Annotated in this window: 15 protein-coding genes; 3 read left to right on the forward strand and 12 right to left on the reverse strand. The window is 49.4% G+C overall.

Going from position 1 to position 16,216, the window contains the following annotated elements:
• Positions 1-161 precede the first annotated feature (161 nt).
• Positions 162-2,156, reverse strand: coding sequence for an NAD(+) synthase (locus KUA49_RS11460; protein ID WP_218412776.1), 1,995 nt, complete (start codon positions 2,154-2,156; stop codon positions 162-164).
• Between the two features lie 46 nt (positions 2,157-2,202).
• A complete protein-coding gene (locus KUA49_RS11465; RefSeq protein WP_218412775.1) occupies positions 2,203-3,345 on the reverse strand; it encodes a DUF2027 domain-containing protein in 1,143 nt (380 codons plus the stop codon).
• Positions 3,346-3,654: 309 nt separating this feature from the next.
• Between KUA49_RS11465 and ispE the strand changes: the two genes are divergently transcribed.
• Entirely contained in the window at positions 3,655-4,515 is an 861-nt protein-coding gene (gene ispE / locus KUA49_RS11470; protein ID WP_218412774.1) for a 4-(cytidine 5'-diphospho)-2-C-methyl-D-erythritol kinase, read from the forward strand.
• Between the two features lie 12 nt (positions 4,516-4,527).
• Entirely contained in the window at positions 4,528-5,142 is a 615-nt protein-coding gene (locus tag KUA49_RS11475) for a DNA alkylation repair protein (RefSeq protein ID WP_218412794.1), read from the forward strand.
• A 273-nt stretch (positions 5,143-5,415) separates the two neighbouring features.
• Here the strand turns inward: KUA49_RS11475 and KUA49_RS11480 are convergent, their stop codons facing one another.
• Together KUA49_RS11480 and KUA49_RS11485 are read right to left on the reverse strand one after the other, a co-directional pair.
• Positions 5,416-5,919 (reverse strand): NUDIX hydrolase, encoded by a 504-nt coding sequence (locus tag KUA49_RS11480; protein ID WP_218412773.1) that lies wholly within the window; start codon positions 5,917-5,919, stop codon positions 5,416-5,418.
• 110 nt (positions 5,920-6,029) lie between these two features.
• Positions 6,030-8,102 carry a dipeptidyl peptidase 3 gene (locus KUA49_RS11485; protein WP_218412772.1) on the reverse strand — a complete coding sequence of 691 codons (2,073 nt, stop codon included), beginning with the start codon at positions 8,100-8,102 and terminating at the stop codon, positions 6,030-6,032.
• Between the two features lie 164 nt (positions 8,103-8,266).
• Here KUA49_RS11485 and recQ point away from each other — a divergent pair, with 164 nt between their 5' ends.
• Entirely contained in the window at positions 8,267-10,111 is a 1,845-nt protein-coding gene (gene recQ, locus KUA49_RS11490) for a DNA helicase RecQ (RefSeq protein ID WP_218412771.1), read from the forward strand.
• A gap of 62 nt (positions 10,112-10,173) precedes the next feature.
• Here the strand turns inward: recQ and KUA49_RS11495 are convergent, their stop codons facing one another.
• From KUA49_RS11495 to atpC, 8 genes are all read right to left on the reverse strand, one after another.
• Complete coding sequence (locus tag KUA49_RS11495) at positions 10,174-11,148, reverse strand: F0F1 ATP synthase subunit gamma (RefSeq protein WP_218412770.1); 975 nt, start codon at positions 11,146-11,148, stop codon at positions 10,174-10,176.
• A 6-nt stretch (positions 11,149-11,154) separates the two neighbouring features.
• Complete coding sequence (atpA, locus tag KUA49_RS11500) at positions 11,155-12,741, reverse strand: F0F1 ATP synthase subunit alpha (protein ID WP_203038673.1); 1,587 nt, start codon at positions 12,739-12,741, stop codon at positions 11,155-11,157.
• A gap of 105 nt (positions 12,742-12,846) precedes the next feature.
• Positions 12,847-13,383: a F0F1 ATP synthase subunit delta gene (locus KUA49_RS11505; protein ID WP_218412769.1), complete on the reverse strand. Its 537-nt coding sequence runs from the start codon at positions 13,381-13,383 to the stop codon at positions 12,847-12,849.
• An 8-nt stretch (positions 13,384-13,391) separates the two neighbouring features.
• Complete coding sequence (gene atpF, locus KUA49_RS11510) at positions 13,392-13,895, reverse strand: F0F1 ATP synthase subunit B (protein WP_218412768.1); 504 nt, start codon at positions 13,893-13,895, stop codon at positions 13,392-13,394.
• Positions 13,896-14,030: 135 nt separating this feature from the next.
• Positions 14,031-14,270, reverse strand: coding sequence for an ATP synthase F0 subunit C (gene atpE / locus KUA49_RS11515; RefSeq protein WP_006846851.1), 240 nt, complete (start codon positions 14,268-14,270; stop codon positions 14,031-14,033).
• 44 nt (positions 14,271-14,314) lie between these two features.
• The gene (locus KUA49_RS11520; RefSeq protein ID WP_203038667.1) at positions 14,315-15,424 is read right to left on the reverse strand and encodes a F0F1 ATP synthase subunit A; all 1,110 of its coding nucleotides are present in this window, start codon (positions 15,422-15,424) and stop codon (positions 14,315-14,317) included.
• A 47-nt stretch (positions 15,425-15,471) separates the two neighbouring features.
• The gene (locus KUA49_RS11525; protein ID WP_203038665.1) at positions 15,472-15,915 is read right to left on the reverse strand and encodes a hypothetical protein; all 444 of its coding nucleotides are present in this window, start codon (positions 15,913-15,915) and stop codon (positions 15,472-15,474) included.
• A gap of 54 nt (positions 15,916-15,969) precedes the next feature.
• Complete coding sequence (atpC, locus tag KUA49_RS11530) at positions 15,970-16,209, reverse strand: ATP synthase F1 subunit epsilon (RefSeq protein WP_203038663.1); 240 nt, start codon at positions 16,207-16,209, stop codon at positions 15,970-15,972.
• Between the last annotated feature and the right edge of the window lie 7 nt (positions 16,210-16,216).

Genomic DNA, 16,216 nt, shown 5'->3' on the forward strand with positions numbered 1-16,216 from the left:
TGTTTTTACTTTTGGGCGCAAAGTTACAAAAAAAATATGTTTTTCCCGAATAAAGGGGTAATAAATTAATAATTTTTCTATTAAAAATCCCGATTTGAGCACCAAAATCGTATCGGATGCTCAAATCGGGAATCAATATTCTGTTAAGGCTGGCTGGAAAACTACAGGTTTTCCGCCTCCTGCAGCCAGATGGAGGATGCGGCATCGCTAGGCATGCGCCAGTCGCCACGAGGACTGAGGCTCACGCTTCCCACCTTCGGACCATCAGGCAGACAGCTTCGCTTGAACTGCTGGTTGAAGAAACGGCGAACAAATGTCTTGAGCCATTTCTTGATAGTCTCCTCATCGTAGGAATCAGGATCGTTGTCGCTGATTTTCACACGCTCCAGCTTGGTATCGATAAACGCCTTCTTAGCCAACATGTAAATCTTGGCTGGACGGAAACCGAAGCGCAGGAAGTAATAGAGGAAGAAATCATGCAGTTCGTATGGTCCCACAAGGTCTTCTGTCTTCTGCTTGATGTTTCCGTTCTCATCGGCAGGAATCAGCTCTGGACTGATTGGCGTGTCGATGATGTCGCGCAGGGTGATGCGACTCTGCTCATCTACCCCACTCTCGGCAACATGGTTCACGAGATGACGGATCAGGGTCTTAGGGATGCTGGCATTCACGCCATACATGCTCATGTGGTCGCCATTATAGGTAGCCCAGCCCAGAGCCAGCTCAGAGAGGTCGCCGGTACCTATCACCATACCGCCCATCTTGTTGGCAAGGTCCATCAGAATCTGGGTACGCTCGCGTGCCTGAGAATTCTCGTAGGTAACATCATGCACGCTGGCATCATGACCGATATCCTCGAAATGCTGGGTCACCGCCTTGGCGATGCTGATTTCACGGATGCTGATGCCCAGACTCTGCATCAGCGAGATGGCATTATTATATGTTCTGTCGGTGGTTCCGAAACCTGGCATGGTAACACCCACGATGCCACGGCGGTCCATCTTCAGCTTATCGAATGCCTTGACGCAGACGAGCAGGGCAAGAGTGGAATCCAATCCGCCGCTGATGCCCACTACCACCGTCTTGGCATGGGTGTGGACGATGCGCTTGGCAAGACCCATCAACTGGATATTGAAAATCTCCTCGCAGGAGGCATTCATATCGCTGCTGGTAGGAATGAAAGGATGCGGATTCACCTCGCGCTCCAATACGAATTCACGCTCGTTCTCGGTAGGCTCAGCATCGATGTTTCGGATATTGAACTGTCCGCCCAGAACCGAATATTTGATGTTGCGCTGGGCATTGACGTAGGTGGAATTGGTGCGACGCTCCGAACGGAGTTTCTCTACATCAACCTGCGCAATAACCATCTGAGGGTCAAGAGAAAAACGTTCACTCTGTGAAAGTAATACTCCATTCTCGTAAACCAGGGCATTTCCGCCATAAACCACATCCTGCGTGCTCTCGCCGAAACCACAGGAACTGTAGATGTAACCCGTCATGGTGCGGGCACTCTGCTGACTCAGCAGGCTCTTCAGATAGTTGTGCTTTCCGATGAGTTCATCGCTGGCAGAGAGGTTGAAGATAAGGTCGGCACCAGCCAGCGCCAACTTGTTGCTAGGAGGAGCCGGAGCCCATACATCCTCGCATATCTCCACGCCAAACTGCACGCCGTCGAAGGTGTGGAATATCTGAACATCGGGTGTCAGTTTCACCTTATGTCCGGCATAGCGAACCTCGCAATCGCGCAAGTCCTGCGCAGAGGCAAACCAGCGCTTCTCGTAGAACTCGCTGTAGTTAGGCAGATAAGTCTTTGGCACGATGCCCAAGATCTGTCCGTGCTGAATCACGATACCGCAATTCAGTAGCAGGTCGCCTACCACTACCGGAGCACCGACAATAGAGATGATGTCGAGCTTTCGGGTGAAATCGAGCAGCATCATCACTGCCTGCTCGGATGATTCCAGGAGCATCTGCTGTCGGAAGAGGTCCTGACAGGAATATCCCGTGATGGATAATTCCGGAAAAGTGATGATCTCTACGCCCTTGCCTTCCGCCTGGGCTATCTGGTTTTCTATCTGTTGGGTGTTGAAGATGACATCGCCCACCTTGACGGCAGGGATGGCACTTGCCACCTTAATAAATCCGTACTTCATGTTACTTTGAACTTTGAGATTTGAACTTTGAACTTTATGATTACTTTTATCGGATAGTAACCTGTGTGGCACCATATCCATACTCCTGGAAGGAAGCATCCTGATAGGTGCAGCTCTTATAGCGATAGTTCAACTCATGGATGAGTGCCTGGCGCAATACGCCCTCGCCCTTACCATGGATGAAGATAATCTTCTGTCCCTTGTTCTTCTTGTTCTCAGCCATCGTCTTCTTGAAGATATCCATCTGATAATGAAGAATATCGGCAGAGTTCATTCCTGCAGTTGTTTCAAGCACTTCATCTGCATGAAGATCGATGATGAGGGTACCGTCATCCTTCTTACTCTTCTTCTTGCTGGTGTTGGCTATCACCTTCTCGTCCTTGTACATCTGCTCCTTCAAGCGCTTGGAATCAATGACCAGCGGACGGGCTACCTCGTCGTTCTCTACGATGGTGAAGAGATAGGCTGGCGTCTCGAAGAAGTCATTCTCCTCGAAGAGATGAAGCTTGTAGAACTTCACCGGGTCGAGGCGGAACTGAACGTCCGTGGCTGGCTTCAGAAGGAAAGGCTTATCCTTCTTATAGGCAATCAGCTGGATGGCGATGTGCTCCATCTCGTTCAGGGCTTCACGACCGAATTCCTCGATAAAGAGTTTGGTGTTCGGCTCGATTTCGCCTTCAGCCTTCAGGGTCCATGCATTGCCCTCGGCTACGAGATAGGTGTAGCGCAGATAGTAGTTGCTGTCGTTCACCATATACGATTCGAAGCGGGTATTGGTCACGTCCTTGATGTCGATAGGCACGAAGGCGAGGTAAGCGCTGAGTTTGTTGCCGCCCGTACGCTCCTGAATCTGCTTCACGAAGGTAATCTCGCGGTCGGCAGCATCATATTCCTCTACGTTCATATCCACGTCGTTCTCGTGCTCGTTCAGGATAGCCTTGATGCTTCGGCTGTCCTGATGCAGTTCGGTGTTGGCATGCTCCTCCGCTCTCTGCTTGGCATCCATCTTGGCAGAAATCATCTTGCCCATGGCATAGTCGTCCTGCTCCACCACTACCACCTCGTTGATAGGCATCGGAATCTCGAATCCGTCTTCATCCTCCACCAACACAATGTTTTTGCCCTGGAAGCCGGCCACCTTTCCGCCGCCCACTTCACTCAGGAATCTTACTTTATCACCTTTCTTCATAGCTATTTTATTTTTTATTTTTATCTAATCAATTATTTAGCCTTAAGGATAAATATTTTTAGACTTAAGGCTAAATATTATTAGCCTTAACTCAAAATAAATTTTCCCTTAAGCGGAATCACTCTTTCTGAAACGAGGATACATTTTGCAAAGATACAAAAGATATTGCAAAATAGGGATGATTTTAATATTTTTAATGGTGCCAGGAAAATAATCTGTAGGAAATGGGCTGGAATTGGGATATTTTTTATATCTTTGCATCAATATTATAATGATATTAGTATTATCGACTCTTAAACAATATTGATTATGATTACATTTCCATGCGCCAAAATAAATCTTGGCTTAAACATAGTAAGCAAGCGGGCTGACGGTTACCACAACCTGGAGACCGTGTTCTACCCTATCCCGCTTACCGACGCCCTGGAAATCAAACTGATGGGCGATGAATTTCCAAGCGAGGTGCCTTGTGACTTGAAGATTACGGGCAACGCTGTAGATTGCGATGAGCAGAAGAACCTGGTGGTGAAGGCATACAATATGATTGCTGCCGACTTCAAGATTCCTCGCATCCATGCTCATCTGGTGAAGCGTATTCCTTCGCAGGCCGGAATGGGTGGCGGCTCGGCTGATGCTGCCTACATGATCCGTCTGCTTGATGAACGCTTCCGCCTCAACATCGGAATCCCGGAGATGGAGCGATATGCGGCCAAACTGGGTGCCGACTGCGCCTACTTTATCAGTGCTGACCCTGAGGATGGAGATACAGCCTGCTATGCTGAGGGTATCGGCGACGAACTGATGCCGGTGAGCGGTCCTGGCGACAACATGAAGGGCTATTACATTGTGGTGGTGAAGCGCGACGACATCGCCGTAAGCACCAAGGATGCCTATGCTGCCATCACCCCGAAGCAGCCTGCCAAGTGCTGCCGCGACATCGTGCGCCAGCCTATCGAGACGTGGAAGGAGGAGCTCATCAACGATTTCGAGGCTCCTATCTTTGCGATGCATCCCGAGCTTGCCGAAATCAAGCAGAAGCTCTATAATCTGGGTGCCGTATATGCAGCCATGAGCGGAAGCGGGAGTGCCATCTTCGGCATCTTCAAGCATAAGCCAGCGAATATCGAAGAGCAGTTCGACGGAATGTTCTGCAAGGTATTAAAACTCTAGATTTAAATAATGATGAACGAAGAAACACATCAGAAACTGATGACTATCAAGCGAAGCTTTCGCTTGCTGATGAACGGTCCGGGTTCGCAATCCATGCGCGACAAGGGCTTGGGATATAAGCTGAATTGGGGTGTGCCCTTCTATGAATTGAAGAAGATGGCGCAGGAATACGGCAAGGATTACGACCTCGCCATTGAACTTTGGAAGGAAGACATCCGAGAGTGCAAGATTCTTGCCACCCTCATCATGCCTGCCGACAGGATGCTTGCCGAGATAACGGATATCTGGATGGAGCAGGTGCAGAGCCAGGAGATGGCAGAGATGCTTGCCTTCAACCTGTTGCAGCATGTGGAGTATGCGCCTGTCATTGCCTATCAATGGATAGCCAGCGACAAACCGCTTTACGAAATAGCCGGTTTCCAGCTTCTAGCCCGTCTCTTTGCGAATGGCAAAGAACCTAACGACCGTGGTATCAATGAGTTCCTGGATCAGGCTGCCGTTGCCTTCCAGGGTGACAACATGGGTGTGAAGCATGCAGCCGCCAATGCAGTGATGCGTTTCTGCGATTTCGGAGAAGATTTCGAGAATATCGCCAGAGGGGCACTCAAGGGTATCTTCGAGATATAATTTTATCTGCGGAGTTTTTATTCATCGGATCTCACGCGGAGTTATCGGAAACATTCTTGCTTTTCGGATTACGCACGGATTAAACGGAAAGCGACCTGTTCGGTCGAGTAACCGGAACTGCATGATGTATAGTCACGCAGATTTCGCAGATGACGCAGATTTTAGGTCAAAAATCTGTGTATATCTGTGGAATCTGTGGGACACAAGTGGAAGCTGTGGGACATAAAAAGAGTCAATCAAAAAATCTGCGTTATCTGCGAAATCTGCGTGACCTTATAACATGAAAAACTTCTGGTATTCGTTTTCGAAATTCGGAGTGAAAACACCTTTGCCTATATTTTCCTTGATTTCATCCTTACTCCAGAATCTGCCGCCAGCCAATTCCTCCTGGCTCGGTTTCACCTCGCCATCATACACACAGCGATGCACATATACCAGTTCCTTTTCTCTCTGACTCTCAAACACATAGTGTCCTAAAGACTCCGGTTCGAAATCCGTGATTCCCAGTTCTTCCCTCACTTCACGATGAAGCGCCTGGTTCACGCTCTCTCCCAAATCCACATGTCCGCCACAGGCAGTATCCCACTTATCAGGCTGGATATCCTTCCATGCCGGACGATGCTGGAGATATAAATCTCCCTTACTGTTGAATACATGCAGATGAACCACAGGATGCAATATCTTGCTTCCATCATGGGCATGACCTCGGGTGATGGCACCCAGGATATTGCCCATTTCATCTACTATCGGAAATTCCTCGTTCTTGTTATCTGTCATCGTTTTTTTTAAAGTTTATAGTTAATAGTTTATAGCGGCTTCGCCGTATAGCAAAATTGCCGTATAGCAAAAATTGCCCTATAAACTATCAACTCTTAACTATTAACTATCTATAGCGTTCCGTACTCCTCAGAATAGCGGAGCATCTGGTCGGTATAGCTCTCCTCGTAATCGAGATTTACATCGATAGGATTGCCCTCCTCGTCAAACATCAGCGTCATCTTCGGATTGATAAAGCCCTTGTATGGAGCCAGATTCAGCTTCTTGTATCTCGCCAGAATCTCGCGATGCAAGGCTGGGTCTATATTCACGGCATATTTCTCCACCAACTGGCGGGCTGCCTCGTAATCACCCTCGCTCTTGATACGCTGAATCTCAGCAAGCAATTCTCCAAACAGATGGCGGAGCTTCTCGTAATCATTCACCTTCACATAGGTTCGGGTGGTTACGATATTACCCTCAGCATCCTTCAGGGCATCCTCGGCAGAAGCATAGCTTACCTCTTCCGTCACCAGTTCCACGGCACCCTCGGCATGCTCCAGCGTCCACCAGACAATGAGGGCACGGTTTCTCATGTGCGCCTCCTCAATCTTGTCGCCCTCCTTGATGCGGATGGTCTGGGTGAGCAATCCGTTCATCAGATAACCATAATACTGCGCCTTGTAAGCCTCGTCGTTAGGAGTCAATCCCAATTCCACCAGCTTGTGGTCGGCTACATAATATAATCCGAAAAGGTCGGCTCTCGCCTCCTCTATCGTGTTGCCATACGCCTTCAGGGCATCAGCATCGGTACCAGGCAGAAGCTGACCGCTGCCATGACCCAAACACTCGTGCAAATCCGTATGCAGGTCGTCGGTGATATCAGCATACTGGTTCATCAGTGCTATGGTCTCCTCGTCGATAACAAATTCATCTCTGAATCCGTTGCCCTGCGCTGCCTTGTTGTAGGCATCGGTCAGGTTGCCGATGGTCACACTCTTCGAACCGTGCTCCTGGCGAATCCAGTTTGCATTAGGCAGGTTGATGCCGATGGCGGAAGCCGGATATTCCTCACCGCCAAGCATCGCCGCACAGATTACATTGGCTGTAACGCCCTTCACCTCCGGCTTGCGGAAGCGGGGATCCACAGGCGAATGATCCTCAAACCACTGCGCATTCTTGCTGATGGTCTGCGTGCGCTGGGTGGCCTCCAGGTCCTTGTATTCCACGATTCCCTCCCAGGTACCTTTCAGTCCCAGCGGGTCGCCATAAACCTCGATGAATCCGTTGATGAAATCCACCATGCCCTCGTGCTGCTGCACCCAGGCGATGCTATATCGGTCGAAATCCACGAGATTACCCGTGCGATAGAACTTCACGAGCAGGTCGATAACGTGCTTCTGTCCCTCATTCTCGGCATATTTCTGTGCCTTGAGCAACCAGGATACGATTTCTCTGATGGCCTCACCATAAAGACCATCTTCTTTCCAAACCAGTTCCACCATCTCGCCATTGCGCTTGGTGAGCTTGGAATTGAGTCCGTAAGAAGGCGGGGTGGCATCGTCGGCATCCTTCATCTTGTCATAGAACCGCTCCACTTCCTCCTGGGTCACATCCTCATAGAAGTTGCAGGCAGAAGTCTGCACCAGGTCCTCGCCATCCGTCTGGTTCACGCGTTTCGGCATCACCTCCGGGTCGAAGATCACGGGTACCAGCAGTCGGAGCAGGTCTTCCTTGCTCTCTCCACGCTTCAGCGGTAGTTCCGCCTCGTTGATGTTCTCCATCAGTTCATAGAAGAATTCCTCAGAGAATCCCGGCTTGAATTTCTCGCAGCCATAATGGTGATGGATGCCGCTGGCGAACCATACTCGCTTCAGATAAACCTCGAAAGCCTTGAAATTATCGCTTTCGCAGATATCTTTTCCAGAAGGCTCTCCGCTTTCGCAGATGTCAGATGCCAGCGTCTCTGCTTTCTCTCCTGTTCCCTTATAGTGGCGATAGATTGCCTCCAGGGTCTTGCGGATGCGCAGGTTGTACTTTCCCTGCTGATCGAACGTGATGTCACGTCCCATCAGCGTTGCCATTGACAAGCAATAGATATACAATTTCTGGTTGAGCGACAATTCGTCAAAACCCTTCAGTTCGTAACGAAGCATCTGGATGTCGGCGAAGCGCTCTTGGGTGTTTACATTACATTTTGCCATGTTTAAAACCTTTATTCTACCGCAAAAGTACGACTTTTATTTCAATTTTCAAACTTTTCTGCCTACTTTTCTTATTTTATAGAAGGAAATGTAATAAATATCCCGTTTTTTTAGTAACTTTGCAGGAATTTCTAACGAAAAAGATGTAAAAACAGTTAAGAGATATGCAAATCAACGAGATATTAAAATCGTACTTCGGTTACGACTCCTTCCGACCGAATCAGGAGGCCATCATCCAGGAAGTGATGCAGGGCCACGACTGCCTCGTGCTCATGCCTACGGGCGGAGGTAAGAGCCTCTGCTATCAGGTTCCGGCACTGGCGATGGAAGGCACTGCCGTGGTCATCTCGCCCCTCATCAGCTTAATGCACGACCAGGTGGAGGCACTCAAGGCAAACGGAATCCCTGCCGAGGCACTGAACAGCGGTAATGATGTCACCGACGATGTCATCATCCGTCGACGATGCGAAGCTGGCGAACTCAAACTGCTCTATGTTTCTCCCGAAAAACTCATCAGCGAGATACCTTATTTATTCAGCAATATCAAAATCTCGCTCTTCGCCGTGGATGAAGCCCACTGCATCAGCCAGTGGGGGCACGATTTCCGTCCGGAGTATTCCCAGCTCGGACTCCTTCACGAGAAATTCCGTGGCATTCCGGTGATGGCACTTACGGCTACAGCCGATAAGATTACCCGCGAGGACATCATCAACCAGCTGCATCTGAACGGACGAACCTTCGTGAGCAGCTTCGACCGTCCCAACCTTAGTCTCTCCGTGCGCCAGGAAAGCACCAAGAAGGAGAAGCTGAAGTTCATCTACCATTTCATCGCCCGTCGTCCCGAAGAGGCAGGCATCATCTACTGCCTCTCGCGCAAGAACACGGAGATGGTGGCAGAGGCGCTCCAGTCGCATGGCATCAATGCCGAAGCCTATCATGCCGGACTCTCCGCCCAGCAGCGTGCCTCTGTGCAGGAGCGTTTCAAGATGGACCAGATAGAGGTGGTCTGCGCTACCATCGCCTTCGGAATGGGCATTGACAAGGGCAACGTGCGATGGGTGATTCATTATAACATGCCGAAGAGCATAGAGAGTTTCTATCAGGAGATAGGACGAGCCGGAAGAGATGGTGCACCAGCCGATACTGTATTGTTCTATTCGATGGCAGATATCATCACCCTCCGTTCGTTCTGCGAAGAAAGCGGACAGAAAGCGGTGAATCTGGAAAAGCTGCGCAGAATGGAAGAATACGCCGAATCGAGAGTGTGCCGAAGGAGAATCCTCCTGAATTATTTCGGAGAGACGGCGGCGAAGGATTGCGGTCACTGCGATGTGTGCAAGAATCCGCCCCATACCTTCGATGGCACCGTGCTCACCCAGAAGGCGCTGAGTGCCGTGGTCCGTGCGGGCGAAAAGATTGCCGTGGGCACCTGCATCGAGATATTGAGAGGGATGATGACGCCTGCCGTGACTCGCAACCACTACAACGAACTGAAAACCTTTGGTGTGGGCAAGGACGTGAGCGTCCGCGACTGGCAGGCATACATGCTCCAGATGCTGCAGATGGGGTTCTTCGAAGTGGCGTACAATATGCATAATCAGATGAAAGTCACGCCATTAGGCTGGAAGGTTCTCAAGGGAGAACATCAGGTTTCGCTGGCGATTGTTGAGAATGAAGAGCGTTCTCCTCGTCCGCAAAGGGTCAACAGACCTTCAAGAGGAAGCAGCATCCCTGTGGTTCATGCCGAGCGTGTGATTTTCGAAGATGAAACATCCAATGTAGAAGATAAGAAGCTCTTTGAATATCTGCGTAAAATCCGTAAGAATCTTGCCGATGAACAGGGCTATCCTCCATACATCGTGTTATCTGATAAGAGTCTGCACGAATTAACCAGGATGAAGCCAACCACCCTCCAGGCATTCGGTCTCATCAGCGGAATTGGAGAATTCAAGATTAAGAAATATGGCGATACTTTTATCAAAGCCATCAAGAAATATACAGGAAAATAAAAAAAGAGGGTGTGTCACAAATCCATGACACACCCTCTTTTTTTATGATGAAACGGGGAAGCTTAGTTATTCACGCTACCTCCCACAATATCGAGCAATTCATTCGTAATGGCCTGTTGACGACTCTTGTTATACTGAAGATTCAGTTCACGCAAGAGTTCATCGGCATTATCCGTAGCAGTCTGCATGGCTACCATACGGGCAGCATGCTCACTCGCCTGACTATCCAACAAAGCAGTGTAAACCATCAGATGAAGCTGCTTAGGAATCAATACACCCAAAACAGTCTCCAGATCCGGCTCCACGATGAAGTCATCGTTCAGAGGATGCGCCTCTGCACGCTGTCTTTCATCCTCACTAGCCTGCTTCTTGCGCAGATACTCCTGAGCCTTCGCCGTAGCCACATTCGATGTGAGGTCACGGTCGTTGTCCTCTCCTATCGCCTCCGTGCTGAGGTCGATAGGCAGGAAAGTCTTCTGGGTCAGGATCTGCGAACCGGCACTCTTGAAGTGGTGATAGATCATCTCCACCTTGTCGAGTTCACCAGCAGCATACTGCTTGGCAAGCTTGCGGGCGATGTCGGCACAAGCGCTTGAATTAGGATGATCGGCAATATCCATGAAGTTACCGCCAATCTTCAAGCCCAGTTTCTGTGCCTTCTCAGCCACCTTTCTGCCGATAGGATATACCGTGATGTCGTCAATGCCATGAGCCTTATACTCGTCCACCGCCTGAATCATCATCTTGATGACGTTGGAGTTGAATCCACCGCACAAGCTGCTGTTAGAGCTATATACGATGAGAGCCACACGCTTGATTTCCTTGTGCTCCACCTGCAACTCATGGTCCACATTCGGAGTACTCACCAGGAAGCTCTTCAGGATATGCTCCAGCATATTCTCATAAGGCAGCATATTCTGGATAGCTAACTGAGCATGATGCAACTTGCTGGATGCCACCATCTTCATCGCACTCGTAATCTTACGGGTACTGTTGACGCTGGCGATGCGAGTCTTAATCTCTTTTAACGACGGCATAGGCTATTACGCTTTATATTGTCCTGCTACATTAGCCATGGTATCCTTGATCACCGCGATGCAATCGTCGGTGAGCTTACCATCAGCCAAAGTCTCGATTACGTCGGCGTGCTGGCTGCGCATAGCGTCGAGGAACTGATCCTGGCACTCGCGTACCTTATCCATTGGCACTTCGTGCATCAGTCCGTGCACACCACAATAGAGGATAGCCACCTGCTCGCCCACTGGCATAGGGCGATACTGAGGCTGAACCAGCAACTGGTCATTCTTTCTACCACGGTCCAGTGTCATCGCTGTTACGGCATCCATATCGCTAGAGAACTTGGAGAAAGCCTCCAGCTCACGATACTGAGCCATATCAATCTTCAGGGTACCAGCCACCTTCTTCATACTCTTGATCTGGGCAGAACCACCTACACGAGATACAGAGATACCTACGTTGATAGCTGGACGGAAGCCCTGGTTGAAGAGGTCGGTCTCCAGGAAGATCTGACCGTCGGTGATGGAAATCACGTTGGTTGGGATGTATGCAGAAACGTCACCAGCCTGGGTCTCGATGATTGGGAGGGCTGTCAAAGAGCCACCACCCTTCACCTTGCCCTTCAGGCACTCAGGAAGGTCGTTCATCTGCTCGGCTACCTCCTGCTGGTCGTTGATACGAGCGGCACGCTCCAACAGACGAGAGTGGAGATAGAACACATCACCAGGATAAGCCTCACGTCCTGATGGACGGCGGAGGATCAGTGATACCTCACGGTAAGCCACAGCCTGCTTACTCAAGTCATCGTATACTACGAGGGCTGAGTATCCACGGTCGCGGAAGTACTCACCGATGGCAGCACCGGCGAATGGTGCGTAATACTGCATGGCTGCAGGATCGGCAGCGGTAGCACTTACGATGATGGTATATGGCAGGGCGCCGTGCTCCTTCAGGTTCTGTACCAATGCAGCAACGGTAGATGCTTTCTGGCCGATGGCTACATAGATACAATATACAGGCTTGCCTGCCTCATAGAAACTCTTCTGGTTGATGATGGTATCCACTGCGATGGCAGTCTTTCCGGTCTGACGGTCGCCGATGATCAACTCACGCTGTCCACGTCCGATAGGAATCATGGAATCCACGGCCTTCAAACCTGTCTGCAGAGGCTCCTTCACTGGCTGACGATAGATCACACCAGGAGCCTTACGATCCAGCGGCATCTCGAAAGCACCGGTGAGATCGATATCACCCAGACCGTCAATAGCCTGACCAAGAGGATTAACGACACGACCTAAGAAGTTGTCGTTCACGCGGATAGAAGCGATACGGTGAGTACGCTTCACGCTCTGTCCCTCCTTGATGCCAGCCGTAGGACCTAAGAGGACACAACCTACATTGTCTTCCTCCAAGTTCATGACGATCGCCATAGTGCCGTTCTCGAACTCAAGAAGCTCGTTAGCCTCTGCATTGCGAAGACCGTAGATACGAGCCACGCCATCGCTGACGGTAAGCACGGTACCCACCTCGTCAAACTGCTGAGAGCCATTCACCTCCTGGAGCTGCTGCTGAAGCACTTCAGACACCTCACTTGGTTTAATTTTATCTGACATTTTGTTATTTACTTTAATTGTTAAATGAGGAGTTAAGGAGTTGAAAGAAGTTAAGGAGTTAAGACAACACCTTTAACTTCTTAAATTCTTAACTACTCAAAAAAATTACTTTTTGAGCTGTGTCAGAATGTTGTTGAGCTTAGTCTTTACGCTCGCATCCATTCTATAAGTATCATACTCAAGGATGAAACCGCCGATGAGTTCAGGGTTCACCTCAGTCTTGAACTCCACAGTACCTTGCGTTCTCTGCTCCACCATCTTGCGCATCTTCTCCTCCGTAGAGACGTCAACGGCAGTGGCGGTGATCAGCTTACCGCGGATGATGTTCTTCTGTTTCCTGTAAAGAGTGATATACGAAGCAGCCATGAATTGCAGGGTGCTCTCCCTATCCTCCTTCAGGACGAGTGCGATGAACTTCTTGCTCAGTTCGCTTGGGTTCTTACCCAGGGCCGTGGTGAGAAGTGCCTGCTTCTTGTCCTTTGAAAGCATAGGGTTGTCTATCGTAAATCTCAGTTCAGGCACGTCGATGTAGCTCTGGTAGAGCGTCTGCATCTCCTGGTACACCTGATCTTCGAGCTTCATGCCGAGTGCAGCCTTGATGAGGGCACGGGCATAACGCACCGATATTACACCTATATCCATAAGCTTTACTATTTGTTTTCAGAAGAAACCTCGTCCAGCAGTCGATTTATCATATCCATCTGTGCCTTGTCGTCAGAGAGCTTAGCCTTGAGCACTTTTTCTGCAATCTGAACAGAGAGCTCGGCAACCTGTCCACGGATTTCGCGAATGGCGTTCTGCTTTTCTGTCTCAATCTGCGCCTTGGCGTCAGAGAGCAGACGGGCGCCCTCTTCGCGAGCCTTGTCCTGTGCTTTCTCTACGATGGCATCGCGGGTATCAGCAGCCTCCTTGAGGATGGCAGCCTGCTTCTCGCGAGCTTCCTGCAAGATGGATTCACCTTCTTTTTGGATATTGGCAAGCTTCTCGTTGGCTTCGTGAGCTTTACGCAAGCTCTCGTCGATGAAGGCCTTACGATCGTTCACCATCTTGATGATGGCACCGAAACCACCAGCCTTCCAGAGGATGATGACTACGATGATGAAGACCAGCGTCATCCAGAAAAGCAAACCGCTATCAGGAATCAATAAATCCATATATACTGGTTAAAGTTTTACTTAAACGTTTTATTTTAACTAACTCTAAAGAATCACCTTCTCCACCCCATGCTTACTGGTTTTAACAACCAATAATGCCGAAACGCATGGGGCGAGAAGAGTAATATTCGTTTATTACATAACGATAGCCAAGATGGCGATGATGACAGCGAAGAACGCAACACCCTCAACCAACGCAGCTGCAATGATCATAGAAGAACGGAGATCGCCCATCTTCTCTGGCTGGCGAGCCATAGCGTCCATAGCCTGGCCACCAATGCGACCGATACCAATACCTGCGCCAATAGCGGCCAAACCTGCGCCTACTGCGGCACCCAACTTTGCAATCTCTGCTGCTAATAAAAGTGATAACATAATCTTAATAATTTAAGTTGTTAATATTTTCTTTATTTATAATTCTATTTTACGATTTCTGGCTCAGCCTCATGAGACTTTACATGAGCCAGCGAGATGAATACTGCACTCAGCATGGTGAATACCAATGCCTGAATGTAGCTTACTAATACTTCGAGGAGCATCATAAAGGCGCTCATCGCAACACTTACTATTGTCATACCCGTACCTGCCACATAGTTGGCGATAGCATTCTCACTGATGTTGAACATGATGAAAATGATAGCCGCAAACGAAAGTGCGATGGCGTGACCCGCCATCATGTTGGCGAAGAGTCGGATAATCAGAGCCAGCGGTTTCGTGAAGATTCCGAAAAGCTCGATGAATGGCATCAGTGGCACTGGCACCTTCAACCACGTTGGTACCTCTGGCCAGAAGATTTCCTTCCAGTATTCCTTGGTACCGGTGAAGTTGGTGATCAGGAATGTCGTTACACCGAAGAATACGGTGCAGGCGATATTACCCGTCAGGTTACCACCACCTGGTGGGAATGGTACGATACCCATGATGTTCGCCACGAAGATAAAGAAGAAGCAAGTAAGCAACCATGGTGCGTACTTTGGGGCTTCCTTACCCAGGGTGGCCTCAATTACATCGGTATATACCGACATAATGAACATGTGCATCAGTCCCACAAATCCCTTTGGTGCAGGGTCATCCACCTTGTGCTTCCTGCACCAGCGGGCTGGTATCAGGACACAGAGCAACAGGATGATAGCATCGATGAAGAGCACGCAAACGGTCTTCGTGATGGAGATGTCGAGCGGACGAACCTCCTGGCCTCCCACCTTCTCTACTATCTTGTTGGGATTCGCCTGCGCATCAGCGTTCTTGATCACCAGGTTGAATGGTCCGGGGCGGTCTCCATTGGCATCCTTCTCTTCCGAGAATTCGCTGCTGCAGAACACGTGCCAGCCTGTGGTGGTATTCACGATGATAGGCAGATGAATCACTACGGGATGGTCTCCCACCTTTGTGATATGCCATTCATAAGAATCCTTGATATGACCCCACAATATCTCTTTCACGTCGATATTCTCCTTGGCTGATACCTGCACAGGTGCCAGCGTAAAGAGCAGCATCGCCATCAAGAGGAATTGCTTGAGATGTTTCATATTCTTTAATTCTTACTTTGTTTATTAATTATTTGTATCAGAACCGCTTATGAAAGACGGTTCTTTTTCTCTACCCGAGCGAAGTAGATGCAGTCGAACACGAGAAGCACGACATAGAACAGGGCGAAGACGGCGGTGAATCCCAGGATGTTCTGCTTGTCGCATACCAGCACGTAGATGAGGAACACCAGCGTGCCTGCCATCAGCTTCAGCACCAATGCTGCCAGATAGAACTTGGCGAGATTGGCGGGCGATGACTTTGCCACAGCCTTCCAGGCTTCACCATAAGCAGTACTTGCAACGAGCGAGAATATCGCACTCACTATCAGCGGGTTAACAACCCGTGGCAGAATATCATCGCATAAGGCAGAAACCCTACAGGCAAAGAGGATGGCCAAAGCCATGAGAGCTGTGAGCCACAGAGATATCTGCTTATACTTGATGCTCGCCTGCCTGATAGTCTGCAAGCGCAACTTTTCATCTTTTTCCATTATTCTATTTTATCAATATAGCTGTCAACTATTAACTGTCAACTATTAACTAAATTATACTTCCACGCAAAGGCTTACTTCGTTTTTCTTACATTCCACGAATCCGCCCTTGATGTTCATTGCCTGCTTGCCTTCCTTGGTGGTATACTCTACCTTGCCCACTTCGAGCGAAGAGATGATTGGCGCGTGATCCTTGAGAATCTCGAACGAGCCGAGGGTTCCCGGAACCAGTACGCTCTCCACCTCACCCTGGAAGACTACTTTCTCAGGAGATACTATCTTTAGCTGTAACATAAGCCGT

Origin of the sequence: Segatella copri (assembly GCF_019249655.2) — a bacterium.
Taxonomy (GTDB): Bacteria; Bacteroidota; Bacteroidia; order Bacteroidales; family Bacteroidaceae; genus Prevotella.

What these genes read in the sequence shown, in the direction of transcription:
- KUA49_RS11495 (WP_218412770.1), bottom strand. Translation starts at nt 11,148, where the DNA reads ATGCCGTCGTTAAAAGAGATTAAGACTCGCATCGCCAGCGTCAACAGT.
- atpF (WP_218412768.1), bottom strand. Translation starts at nt 13,895, where the DNA reads ATGGATTTATTGATTCCTGATAGCGGTTTGCTTTTCTGGATGACGCTG.
- atpE (WP_006846851.1), bottom strand. Translation starts at nt 14,270, where the DNA reads ATGTTATCACTTTTATTAGCAGCAGAGATTGCAAAGTTGGGTGCCGCA.
- KUA49_RS11480 (WP_218412773.1), bottom strand. Translation starts at nt 5,919, where the DNA reads ATGACAGATAACAAGAACGAGGAATTTCCGATAGTAGATGAAATGGGC.
- KUA49_RS11465 (WP_218412775.1), bottom strand. Translation starts at nt 3,345, where the DNA reads ATGAAGAAAGGTGATAAAGTAAGATTCCTGAGTGAAGTGGGCGGCGGA.
- KUA49_RS11485 (WP_218412772.1), bottom strand. Translation starts at nt 8,102, where the DNA reads ATGGCAAAATGTAATGTAAACACCCAAGAGCGCTTCGCCGACATCCAG.
- recQ (WP_218412771.1), top strand. Translation starts at nt 8,267, where the DNA reads ATGCAAATCAACGAGATATTAAAATCGTACTTCGGTTACGACTCCTTC.
- KUA49_RS11505 (WP_218412769.1), bottom strand. Translation starts at nt 13,383, where the DNA reads ATGGATATAGGTGTAATATCGGTGCGTTATGCCCGTGCCCTCATCAAG.
- KUA49_RS11525 (WP_203038665.1), bottom strand. Translation starts at nt 15,915, where the DNA reads ATGGAAAAAGATGAAAAGTTGCGCTTGCAGACTATCAGGCAGGCGAGC.
- atpA (WP_203038673.1), bottom strand. Translation starts at nt 12,741, where the DNA reads ATGTCAGATAAAATTAAACCAAGTGAGGTGTCTGAAGTGCTTCAGCAG.
- KUA49_RS11520 (WP_203038667.1), bottom strand. Translation starts at nt 15,424, where the DNA reads ATGAAACATCTCAAGCAATTCCTCTTGATGGCGATGCTGCTCTTTACG.
- atpC (WP_203038663.1), bottom strand. Translation starts at nt 16,209, where the DNA reads ATGTTACAGCTAAAGATAGTATCTCCTGAGAAAGTAGTCTTCCAGGGT.
- ispE (WP_218412774.1), top strand. Translation starts at nt 3,655, where the DNA reads ATGATTACATTTCCATGCGCCAAAATAAATCTTGGCTTAAACATAGTA.
- KUA49_RS11475 (WP_218412794.1), top strand. Translation starts at nt 4,528, where the DNA reads ATGAACGAAGAAACACATCAGAAACTGATGACTATCAAGCGAAGCTTT.
- KUA49_RS11460 (WP_218412776.1), bottom strand. Translation starts at nt 2,156, where the DNA reads ATGAAGTACGGATTTATTAAGGTGGCAAGTGCCATCCCTGCCGTCAAG.